Below are 12,465 nucleotides of genomic sequence, written 5' to 3'. Positions count from 1 at the left end.
CGACAACCAACTATAAGAAAATAGCTCTCCCTATAGTAAGTTTACAATACAATTTAGCTATTCAATAGCCTTTATTTTGTCAGAAAATTGACAGTTCATAAAATATATAAAACAGTTTATCTATTAACATTCAAATTTTAGATTGTTATCTGTTTTGTACGAAAAAAAGAAAGTGCTTACACAGATAATGAATGTAAGGAGTTTTTTATGGCAGCAGAACAATATGAATTAAAAAGAAGTATGAAAGCAAGACACTTATTTATGATTTCACTTGGCGGATGTATTGGAACTGGTTTCTTTCTTGGATCAGGCTACACGATTAACCAAGCTGGGCCAACTGGTGCCATCCTAGCTTACTTAGTAGGCGGAGCAGTTATGTATTTAACAATGCTATGTTTGGGTGAATTGTCTGTTGCTATGCCGGTATCAGGTTCATTCCAAACGTACACAACGAAATTTATCGGTCCTGCTACTGGTTTTGCCGTTGGATGGCTATACTGGCTAGGTTGGGCAGTAACTGTTGCTCTTGAGTTTTTAGGGGCTGGACAACTAATGCAAAGATGGTTTCCTGATTCACCAGTATGGATGTGGTGCCTAATATTTGCAGCACTACTCTTTGTATTGAATGGTTTATCAGCAAAAGCATTTGGTGAAGCAGAATTTGTCTTCTCCAGCATTAAGATATTGGCAATTATTATGTTCCTTGCGGTTGGTGGAGCAGCTATGTTTGGGCTAATCGATATGAAAGATGGAACAAATGCCCCTTTCCTTACTCATTTTTATGAGGGTGGATTGTTTCCTAATGGTGTAACAGCACTGCTTATTACAATGATTACCGTGAATTTTTCATTCCAGGGTACAGAATTGATTGGTATTGCTGCTGGGGAGAGTGAAAATCCTGAAAAGACTATCCCTAAATCTATTAAGCAAACTGTTTGGCGTACGCTGTTCTTCTTTGTGTTATCCGTATTTGTACTTGCAGCAATGATACCAATGGATAAAGCAGGGGTGGTGGAAAGTCCATTTGTAGTCGTATTAGATAGCATAGGTATTCCATATGCAGCAGATATTATGAATTTTGTTATCCTAACAGCCTTATTATCTGTCGCAAACTCGGGTCTTTATGCTGCAACACGTATGCTGTTTTCACTATCTGTCGAAAAGATGGCAAGTCCCGTTTTAGGGAAAGTTAATAAAAGAGGTATCCCAATGAATGCATTACTAATCACACTCGCTGTAGCAGGTCTGTCTTTACTGTCAAGTGTATTTGCTGCTAATACAGTCTTTGTGTGGTTATTATCTCTAGCAGGCTTAGGTGCACAAATTGGTTGGATTGCGATTACAGCATCTCAAATTGCATTTAGACGCTCCTATATACGCCAAGGAGGAAAAGTAGAGGATTTAAAATTCAAAGCGCCGCTGTATCCAGTGATCCCTATTTTAGGTTTATTAGCGAACTGTATTGTTATGGCAAGCTTGGCTTTTGATCCAGCTCAACGTTTAGCACTCTACTGTGGTGGAGCATTCTTCATTGGTTGTTATATCGTTTATTATTTAAAAGTGAAAAAAGTGACGAATTTAGAAATAAACCAACAAGAAGTCCAATTAAAATTAAATCAAAAAATATATCTTTAATATCAAAGAGTAGCTACTTACATGGCTACTCTTTTCTTCATAGATAAGCAACAACAAAGACGTATTTAACAAAGAATAGTTCCAGTAATAAGAGAAAAATTTATTGTTTTTCGATAAATAAATATTGAAATAAGATAATTTATCGTTTATTCTTCATACAAGAAGCAATTTAATTATGAACAAGTTCATTTGAGGTGGATTCATGTTGAAGAATTTTATTAAAGACTTAGGAGTCTTTACGTATCATCAATCATTATCTTGTATTTTTCCTGTTGTGATATTTGCTACACTTGCACTCTCTAAAGTCATTCAAATACCTGGGGTAGGAAGATATGACTTTATTCTGGCGATTTGTCTATTGACTCAGTACTTGATGTATAAATTTGGTTTAGAAACAAAGGATGAAATAAAAGTCATTTGCTTGTTTCACATTATTGGGCTCGTGCTCGAACTATATAAAGTGAATTTCAATTCATGGTCATATCCTGAAGAGGCGTGGACAAAAATAGGGGGTGTGCCTTTATATAGCGGATTTATGTATGCGAGTGTAGCAAGTTATATTTGCCAAGCTTGGCGTAGGTTTGATTTAAAAATTGTAAGCTGGCCAAAAAGTTATGTAGCTATTCCACTTGGAGCCATTATCTACTTGAATTTTTTCACACACCATTTTATTTATGATTTTAGATGGCTGTTAATGGCACTACTATTTATTGTGTTTTATCGTACTGTTGTAAAATTTACAGTACGGAACAAAGTCTTTAAAATGCCCATCGTTGTATCGTTCTTTTTGATTGGCTTTTTCATTTGGATTGCTGAAAATATTGCAACGTTCTTTGGAGCATGGTCCTATCCGAATCAAGAGGTGTCTTGGTCGATTGTTCATTTTGGTAAAATCAGTTCATGGTTTTTACTTGTAGTCATTAGCATTATGATTGTTGCGCAACTTAAACTATTCTATCGTAATGTAGGTGAAAATTTGGAGAAGAAATCATTCAATATATGACATTCATTTGTAGAACTAGAGAACTTCTAAGAAAATAGTATGGGCTTTTGATAAACTAGTATTTTTACCTTGTACCCATGCCCTTTCATCAAACTGTCCCTTTTTTAACGTGCAATACTGCTGTAGACTCCTTTTTAGAAGAGGATAGGGGGAATGATAATGGTAACAGATATTCGGATGATAAATAGAGCTTGTACAGATGAAAAACAAATTAAACAATTATTAGAAGGCGCACAAACTGCATTTCTTGGTTTGGTAGATCAACATATGCCATATGTTATTCCGCTAAATTATGTTTACAAAGACGGAAGTTTTTATTTTCATGGTGCCAACGAAGGAAGAAAAATAGATATTCTAACAAATAATCGGAATGCATGTATCACAATAAGTGAAAATTATGGAACAATGGTAGACCCTATTCCTGCTAAGACTGATACGGCTTATATAAGTGTAGTAGCAAATGGTTTGGTGGAATTTGTTACTGATTTAAATGAAGCTACTGCTGCTATGCAGGCAATGCTTGATAAATATGTACCAGATTATTACCAAGCACCTTTATCAAAAAAGCATATCGAAAAATATCAGTCATCTTTAGGGAGCAAAACGCTTGTTCTCAAAGTGAAACCGACCAGTATAACTGTAAAAGAGAATAAATTAAATAAACAAATGCTATATTACGCAGGTAGAGTGGTAACACAGGATATGAGTCGAAAATCTACTACTACAGCAATCAATCCAACAAATTAATTACCAGAAAATGCGAGGCTTGGGATATAACCTAAGCTTATTTTTGATGTAGTAATAGTTCATTATGAAGCTATCTATGATTTTGTTAATATAAACTTATTAAAAGTAGAGCTGGAAAGATGTTTTCATCTAACTACCCTAATAATAGATATAGTCATGCGTAAGTGCTATAATGCCTGTGAAAAATCATTGGAAAACAAGTGGGGAGAAGGAGAGGGCAATACAGTTGAATATATTAGTTGTTGACGATGAAAAGGAAATTGCAGATTTAATAGAACTTTACTTAAAAAATGAAAACTATCATGTATTTAAGTTTTATACGGCTCAAGAGGCTTTGGCATGTATTGAGCATGAGAAAGTAGATTTAGCTGTTCTGGATATTATGATGCCTGATATAGATGGGTTTACTATTTTACGAAAAATCCGAGAAACACTAAATTTTCCAGTGATAATGCTTACGGCAAAGGAAGAAGAAATCGATAAAATAAATGGATTTTCTCTGGGAGCAGATGATTATATAACAAAGCCATTTCGTCCATTAGAGTTGGTTGCTCGTGTAAAGGCACAAATACGAAGGTTTACTTTCTACAACCAAGGTTCGAAGCAACAGGAAGATATCATTGATTTTGCTGGCTTGGTGATTAATAAAAACACACGACAAGTCTTTTTAAATGAAAGGTACATATCCCTTACACCTACGGAGTTCGCTATTCTTTGGTATTTATGTGCAAATCGAGGGACAGTTATTAGCTCAGAGCAATTATTCCAAGAAATTTGGGGGGAAAAGTACTTTAGCAGCAATAACACGGTAATGGTTCACATTCGACATTTACGGGAAAAAATGAAGGATGCTGCGGAGAACCCAAAGTATATTAAAACGGTTTGGGGAGTGGGGTATACCATTGAAAAATGAGTTTGGCAAACTGAAAAGGAAAATGGTTCTACAAATTATTTCGATACTTGTCATCGCTAGCATCATAGGCTTTTTTATTAATTTTGCATTTATTGATGGGGTCTTACAAGCTCCCTTTGCAGATGCTTTTATTGCTTTTTGTGAAAATGTCTTGCAACTTGATTATTATGCTGCAAGCAATGCCTATCATGTGTTATTTCGACAAAATAAATCGCTTTGGCTTGCGATAGGATTTATTTTATTATTATTGATTATTTTCTATATCGCCTTGTCTCGATTTACCCGATATTTTCATCAAATTAGTTCAAGTATTACCATGCTTGCTGATGAGTCAGGGAAGGAAATTGAGCTCCCAGCTGAACTCGATTTTTTGGAAAAAAAATTAAATAACGTGAAATATAAATTAGAAAAGCGTGCAAGGGATGCACAAGAAGCTGAGCAACGAAAGAATGATTTAGTTGTCTATTTAGCGCATGATATTAAAACACCTTTAACATCCATTATTGGCTACTTAAGTCTTTTAGATGAAGCGAGGGATATGCCGGTAGAGCAGAAAGAAAAATATGTGACGATTACATTAGATAAATCTTATAGACTGGAACAACTAATCAATGAATTTTTTGAAATAACCAGGTTTAATTTACAATCCATCATTTTAGAGAAAGATTCTATTCCTTTACAACATATGTTAATGCAAGTGGCCGACGAGTTTTATCCATTGCTGGCACCAAAGGGTCAAAAAGCCATCGTCAAATTAGATGAAGATATTACTATCTATGCAGACGGTAATAAGATAGCAAGGGTATTTAATAATATTTTAAAAAATGCAATTGCCTACAGTGATCCAAATAGTACAATTGAAATTAGTGCGCAAAGCGAAAATAATCAGACATTTATTTCGTTTACGAATACAGGGAAGACGATCCCTCCTGAAAAATTAAAAATGATATTTGAAAAGTTTTACCGCTTAGATAGTGCAAGGTCTACCCAAACAGGAGGTGCTGGGCTTGGTTTAGCCATTTCTAATGAAATTGTACAGGCCCATGGCGGAACCATTACCGCAACTTCTAGTAATGATACAACCGTATTCACCGTGATGATTCCAACCAATTCTTAAGAAACCTTAAGAATTCACTAATAGTAAATTAAAAATAAGCTCCTTTTTTTATGGTTGAATAAAAGCATAAAGAGAAGGAGTTGTTTTTATGTTCAAGAGAAAAGGTATATTGAGTTTATTGTTCTTATCCATACTGATTTTCGTTTATTTACTATTGAAAGAATCGCCAATGACTTTACGTCAGGAAATAGATCATGCACCAAAAGTAGTACAAACAGCCAGTCAGCATATGCTCGATCTTGATATGTACAGTTCGAATGCAATTTTAGTGAATTTGGATGAAAATCAAATTGTTTTAGATAAAAAAAGTGAGGAAAAGATTTATCCTGCTTCTTTGACAAAAATGATGACGGTTCTAGTCGCGATAGAGCAGATCTCCAATTTACAAGAAGAAATCATTTTACCTAAACATATCTTTCGGGATTTATTAGAGGAAAATGCGTCAGTGGCGGGCTTTCTCCCAAATGAAAAGCTGACAGTAGAAGATTTGTTGTATGGCTCTATGTTGCCATCAGGTGCAGAGGCATCACTAGGTTTAGCTGAATATGTTGCGGGGTCAGAACGTGGATTTGTGAAACTGATGAACGAAAAGGCGCAGCAGCTAGGCATGAAAAATACGCACTTTGTGAATACAACTGGACTCCACCATTCAGATCATTATACAACTGTAAAGGATATGTCTTTACTTTTACAATACGCCTTAACAAACGATGATTTTCGAAATGTTTATACAGCAGAAAGATATTCTATAAAATCAACAAACCTTCATCCGGAAGGCATTACTTTTACCAGTCGCATGTTTCAGCATATGACGTCAAGTGCATTGCCAGGAGGGGAAATTTTAGGTGGAAAAACTGGCTATACAGAAGATGCAGGCTTATGTTTAGCAAGCTTAGCCCTTATAAATGGACAAGAATATGTGCTAGTGACAGTAGGAGCGGACGGCAGCCCTAGAACGGAGCAATATAATATTACCGATGCCATTTCGGTATATAGTCAATTATAACTAGCCCTAATAGTGTGTGATTAGAGAATAATTCATTTTCTAGTCACACTTTTTTGTAGTTGTAAAAATAATAGAATTGAATAATAGATGGGAGATTCCATATAAGTCTCTATAAACCAACGTGTTGTTGGTATGGCAGAAATAATTTATTAATTTTAATCTTCAGAAAAATGATATATAGTAAATATGATCAAATACATTCATCTTTAAGGAGGATACTATGGGGAGATTAGTTCATTTTGAAATTCATGTAAGTGATATGGATCGGGCTAAGGATTTTTATGGGGAAGTTTTTGGATGGTCATTTCAGGACTGGAGTGAATATGCAGGCATGCCTTACTTCGGTGCCGTGACAGGTGAAGATGGTGAACTTGGCATTAACGGTGCTTTAATGCAACGCCAAGGGCCTCCACCAGAAACAAACCAAGCGTTGAATGGCTTTGCTTGTACAATGGGTGTTGAAAGTTATGATGTAACGGAAGCAAAAATTCTTGAAAACGGGGGCAAAGTAGCCATGCCAAAGTACGCATTACCAGGAATGGCATGGCAAGGCTATTATATTGATACGGAAGGCAATGTATTTGGTATTCACCAGCCCGATAAAAATGCCAAATAGTATTGAGGATAAATCGCTCTAAGAAGGAGGGAACCCGCTCCTAAAGAAGCGAAAACCCGCTCTTAAAAGTGTGAGAGCCACTCCAATGTAGTGAAAAACCCACTCATTAGCAGTTGAAAGCAGTAAGACCTATGTTCGAGAAAACGAGCATAGGTCTTTTTTGATCATATGATAGGTAAATGGGGAGATTTGTAAATTTGTAATGTTTTATTTTGGTAAATTTGGTATCGTTGAATGAGATAATTTATCAAATGATACATAGTATGCAAGGAGAAATAGCAATGAAAAAAAGAAGCTTTATGTTATTTTTATTCGCACCAATATTGATTTTAGCATCTTGTAGTAGTGAGGACGAAAGTGTTACTGCTAATGAGAAAAAATATATTTCATCGATACAGAAAAAGGAGGTCTATGAGATTCAACAGCCTGCAAAAGTCAATATTGCTAGAGGTTCAATCATCAATAATATGAATAATGCTTTAAATATTAATGAAATTGAAAGAGGACTCATGAATTTATCGGTGAATCATTTCTCAACTGACAAGTTTTATATGCAGGAAGGTCAATATCTGGAAGAGAAAATGATCAGCCAATGGTTAAGTAGAAAAACAGATGAAGGTATTGGGTTAAATCCAGCCATTGAAACTAGAAGTGACAATGTGCTAGAGGATGAAAAAAAGTATCCTTTGATTCTCTCACATGTGTTAGAACAAAATTTTATTAATAAAGAAAATAACAAAGTAGAGGGACTATCGATCGCGATCTCGTTAAATGAATTTTATGATATACGAGTTTCCGATGCCAATGGTTTAATTTACACAGGCCAAGTGAAAGTAGACCAAAATGATGATGATATCAACGATGTTAAAAATTATGGTAAGGAAGTAGCTAAAAGGATTCTTGAGGATATTAGAAAAAATGAAAAATATCCGAGAGTCCCTATTTATTTAACTTTATATCAAGAATCTAATATAAACGATATTATTCCAGGCATATTTTTAGCTGAAACCTTTATTCCTAAAGATGCAGATACCATAACAAAATGGTTTGATATAGATAAAAAGCATTATATATTCCCATCAGATGCTTTATATAGTTTGGACCAAAATATGTATAATAAATTATTAATTTATAAAGAGGATATTCAAGGTGGATTTAAACATTTAAATCCTAAAATCATGGGAAAACTTCGTTATGAAGATGGCAAATTAACAGATATTAATCTAGAAATACACGTACCACTGGTTAATGATATTGAATTAATTGGCTTGTTACAGCTCACTAGTACAAAAATAAATACAATTTTATTTGACTATATCCCCATCACCATTCGGGTAATCGATCAGAAGCAGGATGTTGGAATTGTTCTCTGGGACCCAACGGAAAAACAAATTTTTGCATCACCTATTTGAATAGAAAAAAGCTAAAGGGTGAAGCTCCATATTAAATTTCGTAACTTGTATTTATATCTACTGTAATTGAAGAACCATCATTATTATCAAATTTCATGAACCATTGACCAGCTTGGCTTGCATCCAACTCGTAAGTTGAAGTAAATGATTGTCCAGATTTAATGATCTCTCCGTCTATCCAAACCGTTCCATTAGGTGCAGTTAATATAAACCTAATAGATTGTGAGCTGTTATTTTTCACATAAATTTGAATTGTATCAGTGCCATTACTAGGTGCTTTAAAATTAAAGCTCATCGAACCCTGACCAGTTGGAAAGGTAGAAGACGTTGTAAGAAGAGAATCATCACTTTTTTCAGCTGTGGGGGTAGAATAAGATTCCTCAGCAGAAGCACCAAGGTTCGGCGGAATAGATGGTTGGAGTATAGGATCTTCTATAAAAGATGCTTCACCAATTGGAAATATACAAAGAGTAACTATAAATAAAGAGGTAAATTTTCCCATGATTCCTCCGCTTAAATATTTTTGAATTATCTCAATAATACCTTTATTTAACTTTATAGTAAATATTAGTTTGGTTGCTTATTTTTCATTTGTAGAGGACCTTCAAAAACTTAATAGTCATTCATTGCAATCTCTGCCATGAATGATTATTATGAAAATGATAATCGTTATCAATTAAAAAGAAGGAGAGTAGCAATGAAAAGACAACTTATTATTGGAATGCATTTAGCTGTTTACGGTAATCATGGCAAACAGGGTGCCTTGATAGAAGAACATATTGCATTTGCGCAGCGTGCTGAAGCAGCGAAATTAGATTTTGTATTTAAGGCGGATTATTTAACAGCTCATCCAGAATTAATGGCTAAAATGAAAGGAACAGTTGGCTTAGATCCTAATTTTTTAATGGCGATGGTGGCAAGAGAAACGAAACAGATTGGCTTAGTAACAACGATTTCCACATCCTTTACGCCACCTTATCTGATTGCGCGTCAATTGCAGTCCTTAAATTGGATTAGCGAAGGACGAGTTGGATGGAATATCGTAACCTCTATAGATGGCGCCCATAATTTCAGCAATGAGCCCATGACTTCTTCCGAGGAGCGTTATGCTAAAGCTGCAGAATGTACAGCGGTGGTCAAGCAGCTATGGCATAGTTATCCCTATGAAACATTAGAAATGGATGGGAATTTAGAGAAAATAAAAGAGCTTGTTAAGCCAATTGAGCATGAAGGCGAATTTTTCCATATAAAAGGTCCCTTAAATCTCCCAATGCATCCAGCAGGAGAGATTCCACTCTTCCAAGCAGGAGCGTCGGATGTTGGGCGGCAATTTGCGGCTACTGTTTCCAATGCGATTTTTGCGGCTACACCAGCCATGGAGGTGGGTATTGAGATGCGTAATGATTTGCGTCAGCAGGCTATAGAAGTAGGTCGTTCAGCCGACGATATTCGCTTATTACCCGGACTCTATTTCTTTATAGGGGATACATATGAAGAAGCACTCGAAATGCACCGACAAGCACATGCACATTTAACACTTGAGCGGCGCTACAGTGCTTTAGAATCTGTGATTGGCATGGATGTTCGTCATTTGGCACTTGAAGATCAGGTAACGGTTGATATGCTGCCATCAAAAGATCAACAAGTACGTAGTAAAACACATGCAGATTTGGTACGTCGTTATATTGTAAACAATGAACCAACTGTCGCAGTATTGTTAGCACGCCCAGAGGTAATTGGCTCAGCCCACCTTGTAGCAATCGGTACACCACAGGATATTGTCGATCAAATCGTTACTTTTTATGAAGAGGGTGCATTGGATGGCTTTATTGCCATACCAGGCGGACCTGCGAAATCTTTGGATTTGTTCTTTAGCGACGTTATTCCCATGTTAGTAGAGCGGGGGTTATTCAGAGCTGAATATGAAGGTAGCACATTACGCTCCCATTTAGGCTTAGATGTGCAATCCCCTATTAATAGCTGAAAAAGGGCAAGCCATAAGCTTTGCCCTTTTATTGCTAGAAACTCATTCGAATATTAATAGGATAAAGATAAGGTGATTCAGGTTGTTCGATTGTTACCCAATCATCAATATGGATAACAGGTAAGCTTGCACCTTCATATGTTGTTTGACTAATTGTACCGACCACTTCAATCCATGTATCTTCTGTGAGTGTAGGAGCGTCCGAAAACTCTGTCAGAAAGCCGACGATACTGGCATCGGCGACGCAATGCGTAATAAGAAATCTTGAAATCACTAGTTGCTTTTCTGTAAAATTTTCTTCTTTTAAAACAAAGCCCTTCAACTGTATTTTCTTCCCCAAATAGTTAGCCAAATTTTGATTAATTTCTTCATAATAAATCGTGTAGTCCTCATCGGTCATTTTTAGCATGGATTGTTGGGATAGCTGTTGCTTTAATTGCTCATATTGTTTTTTTGTCATTTCCTGTTTTTCCTCCGTCAGTCGGGGATCAGCTTCATGTTCATCATAGATGTTTTCATCAATCGTTTCATTTGAAGTGAGGTAATCCTCTATTTTAGATGATTGATTTTGCTGGGTGAGAATAAATGCACCACCTTTTTTATCAGCGATGGATGCATCTAAAATTTTTGCTGGCACGAAGAAGCCTGTCATTATTGGTGTCATGATAATGAGGTAGGCTATCATTTTTTTTCGGGTAAAGGCTGTGTGACCATGGTCGTGATGGGAGCAGCATGCTTGTCCCGTTTGATCACATGAATGGGGAACCTTTGAAAAAGATATAATTCTTGTCACTTGAACAAGAAATAGTATAAAAAATAAAATGGCGGCTGTTTTACTCAGCCCTTCATATTTAGGGTTGATAAATTTTGTTAGTTCTCCGGTCCAATGTAGGTTGGCAATCATAGCCGAAAAGGCGAGTAACATGAAGGCTCTGAGCGCTTGTTGAACGTGAAATTTCATGGTTTTCCCCCTTAGAGATACGCTGAAAGAATCCATATACTAATGTAGACAACTGTAGCCACTAAGACGATTAACCAAAAAACAAATTTTAAACGAAATACGCTCATCAACATAATGGTATTTTTCAAATCGATCATAGGGCCAAAAATAAGAAAGGCAAGAATGGATGGAGTGGAGAAAATAGCACTAAAGGATGCGCCAATAAAGGCATCTGCCTCAGAGCAAAGTGACAGAATGAAGGCTAAGCCCATCATAACTAGAATGGAGGAGGGTCCACCTTCTCCAATGGCTACGAGTGTTTTGGTAGATATATAGGTTTGTACAAAGGCAGCTAAAAATGCCCCGATAATTAAGTATTTACCCATATCAAAAAATTCATCGATGGCATGTTTGACCATATTTAATAATTTGGTGAAGAAGGATGTTTGTTGACTAGGGAATGTTAATGAGTAGGGCTGTAAAGAGCTCTTAAATTGGGAGCCTTTAAAAAATAAGCTGATAAGTAATGCTACTACAATAGCGATGACAAAGCCAACAAGCATTCGAAGGCTCGCTATTCTTAAATCATTTCCAAATGCCATATAAGTAGAAAGAATACCAACGGGATTAATAAGTGGACCAGTTAACATAAAGCCTATAGCTGCATGTATAGGTACGCCTTTGACAATCAATCTTCTAACAATCGGAACAATCCCACATTCACAGGCTGGAAATAATGCACCTACAAGACAACTCATGATAACTGCCATCACAGGGTTTCGAGGAATCCACCTTTGGATATGTTCCTCTGTTATAAAAATCTGAATAAAGCCAGCAATCAGTATTCCAATTAAGACAAATGGTAATGCTTCAATTAAAATACTTAAAAATATCGTATTTAAATTGAGTAGAGAGGAACTAAGGTCGTTTAAAGCTGAGACGTTGTATAACAGTAGTGGTAGCATGCCTAGGAATAAAATGAAGAGCAGCCAAAAATTCAATACATATTTAGAAAAATGGAGACGTTCCACATAGACCTCCTTAAAGTGTAATGGTTACGTTTTAATTCAAGATATGACATAGATGATATTG

Annotated in this window: 12 protein-coding genes; 9 read left to right on the top strand and 3 right to left on the bottom strand. The window is 35.9% G+C overall.

Annotated features, from left to right (window positions below; translation table 11 throughout):
- The first annotated feature begins 207 nt into the window (after positions 1 to 207).
- The 8 genes from ACMGGO_RS15960 (at position 208) to ACMGGO_RS15925 (ending at position 8,449) form a co-directional block, all read left to right on the top strand.
- Positions 208 to 1,635 carry an amino acid permease gene (locus tag ACMGGO_RS15960; protein ID WP_004232450.1) on the top strand — a complete coding sequence of 476 codons (1,428 nt, stop codon included), beginning with the start codon at positions 208 to 210 and terminating at the stop codon, positions 1,633 to 1,635.
- 202 nt (positions 1,636 to 1,837) lie between these two features.
- Complete coding sequence (locus ACMGGO_RS15955; RefSeq protein WP_066038245.1) at positions 1,838 to 2,638, top strand: DUF817 domain-containing protein; 801 nt, start codon at positions 1,838 to 1,840, stop codon at positions 2,636 to 2,638.
- A gap of 159 nt (positions 2,639 to 2,797) precedes the next feature.
- A complete protein-coding gene (locus tag ACMGGO_RS15950; RefSeq protein ID WP_066038246.1) occupies positions 2,798 to 3,385 on the top strand; it encodes a pyridoxamine 5'-phosphate oxidase family protein in 588 nt (195 codons plus the stop codon).
- Between the two features lie 220 nt (positions 3,386 to 3,605).
- Positions 3,606 to 4,298 carry a VanR-ABDEGLN family response regulator transcription factor gene (gene vanR / locus ACMGGO_RS15945; protein WP_420282329.1) on the top strand — a complete coding sequence of 231 codons (693 nt, stop codon included), beginning with the start codon at positions 3,606 to 3,608 and terminating at the stop codon, positions 4,296 to 4,298.
- Between the two features lie 22 nt (positions 4,299 to 4,320).
- Positions 4,321 to 5,415 (top strand): sensor histidine kinase, encoded by a 1,095-nt coding sequence (locus ACMGGO_RS15940; RefSeq protein WP_244205601.1) that lies wholly within the window; start codon positions 4,321 to 4,323, stop codon positions 5,413 to 5,415.
- An 88-nt stretch (positions 5,416 to 5,503) separates the two neighbouring features.
- The gene (locus ACMGGO_RS15935) at positions 5,504 to 6,421 is read left to right on the top strand and encodes a D-alanyl-D-alanine carboxypeptidase family protein (RefSeq protein ID WP_131519623.1); all 918 of its coding nucleotides are present in this window, start codon (positions 5,504 to 5,506) and stop codon (positions 6,419 to 6,421) included.
- A gap of 220 nt (positions 6,422 to 6,641) precedes the next feature.
- On the top strand, positions 6,642 to 7,037 hold the full coding sequence (locus ACMGGO_RS15930) for a VOC family protein (protein WP_048389675.1): 396 nt from the start codon (positions 6,642 to 6,644) through the stop codon (positions 7,035 to 7,037).
- Positions 7,038 to 7,318: 281 nt separating this feature from the next.
- A complete protein-coding gene (locus tag ACMGGO_RS15925) occupies positions 7,319 to 8,449 on the top strand; it encodes a CamS family sex pheromone protein (RefSeq protein ID WP_259949978.1) in 1,131 nt (376 codons plus the stop codon).
- Positions 8,450 to 8,480: 31 nt separating this feature from the next.
- Here ACMGGO_RS15925 and ACMGGO_RS15920 read toward each other — a convergent pair whose 3' ends face one another.
- Positions 8,481 to 8,951: a hypothetical protein gene (locus tag ACMGGO_RS15920; RefSeq protein ID WP_420282042.1), complete on the bottom strand. Its 471-nt coding sequence runs from the start codon at positions 8,949 to 8,951 to the stop codon at positions 8,481 to 8,483.
- A 195-nt stretch (positions 8,952 to 9,146) separates the two neighbouring features.
- On the opposite strand from ACMGGO_RS15920, the gene ACMGGO_RS15915 reads away from it, so the two are divergent.
- Positions 9,147 to 10,433 carry an NtaA/DmoA family FMN-dependent monooxygenase gene (locus tag ACMGGO_RS15915; RefSeq protein ID WP_420282041.1) on the top strand — a complete coding sequence of 429 codons (1,287 nt, stop codon included), beginning with the start codon at positions 9,147 to 9,149 and terminating at the stop codon, positions 10,431 to 10,433.
- A 34-nt stretch (positions 10,434 to 10,467) separates the two neighbouring features.
- Here the strand turns inward: ACMGGO_RS15915 and ACMGGO_RS15910 are convergent, their stop codons facing one another.
- Positions 10,468 to 11,394 (bottom strand): TIGR03943 family putative permease subunit, encoded by a 927-nt coding sequence (locus tag ACMGGO_RS15910; protein ID WP_054550675.1) that lies wholly within the window; start codon positions 11,392 to 11,394, stop codon positions 10,468 to 10,470.
- A gap of 11 nt (positions 11,395 to 11,405) precedes the next feature.
- Positions 11,406 to 12,404 carry a permease gene (locus tag ACMGGO_RS15905; protein WP_420282040.1) on the bottom strand — a complete coding sequence of 333 codons (999 nt, stop codon included), beginning with the start codon at positions 12,402 to 12,404 and terminating at the stop codon, positions 11,406 to 11,408.
- Between the last annotated feature and the right edge of the window lie 61 nt (positions 12,405 to 12,465).

Origin of the sequence: Lysinibacillus sp. BNK-21 (assembly GCF_048684915.1) — a bacterium.
Classification (GTDB): domain Bacteria; phylum Bacillota; class Bacilli; order Bacillales_A; family Planococcaceae; genus Lysinibacillus; species Lysinibacillus capsici.
The sequence above is the reverse complement of the archived record's forward strand: the minus strand, read 5'-3'. Positions and strand labels throughout refer to the sequence as shown.

Bases quoted from the DNA above. Each gene is read 5' to 3' on its own strand.
- ACMGGO_RS15960 (WP_004232450.1), top strand. From the start codon at position 208: ATGGCAGCAGAACAATATGAATTAAAAAGAAGTATGAAAGCAAGACAC.
- ACMGGO_RS15955 (WP_066038245.1), top strand. From the start codon at position 1,838: ATGTTGAAGAATTTTATTAAAGACTTAGGAGTCTTTACGTATCATCAA.
- ACMGGO_RS15950 (WP_066038246.1), top strand. From the start codon at position 2,798: ATGGTAACAGATATTCGGATGATAAATAGAGCTTGTACAGATGAAAAA.
- ACMGGO_RS15940 (WP_244205601.1), top strand. From the start codon at position 4,321: ATGGTTCTACAAATTATTTCGATACTTGTCATCGCTAGCATCATAGGC.
- ACMGGO_RS15935 (WP_131519623.1), top strand. From the start codon at position 5,504: ATGTTCAAGAGAAAAGGTATATTGAGTTTATTGTTCTTATCCATACTG.
- ACMGGO_RS15930 (WP_048389675.1), top strand. From the start codon at position 6,642: ATGGGGAGATTAGTTCATTTTGAAATTCATGTAAGTGATATGGATCGG.
- ACMGGO_RS15925 (WP_259949978.1), top strand. From the start codon at position 7,319: ATGAAAAAAAGAAGCTTTATGTTATTTTTATTCGCACCAATATTGATT.
- ACMGGO_RS15920 (WP_420282042.1), bottom strand. From the start codon at position 8,951: ATGGGAAAATTTACCTCTTTATTTATAGTTACTCTTTGTATATTTCCA.
- ACMGGO_RS15915 (WP_420282041.1), top strand. From the start codon at position 9,147: ATGAAAAGACAACTTATTATTGGAATGCATTTAGCTGTTTACGGTAAT.
- ACMGGO_RS15910 (WP_054550675.1), bottom strand. From the start codon at position 11,394: ATGAAATTTCACGTTCAACAAGCGCTCAGAGCCTTCATGTTACTCGCC.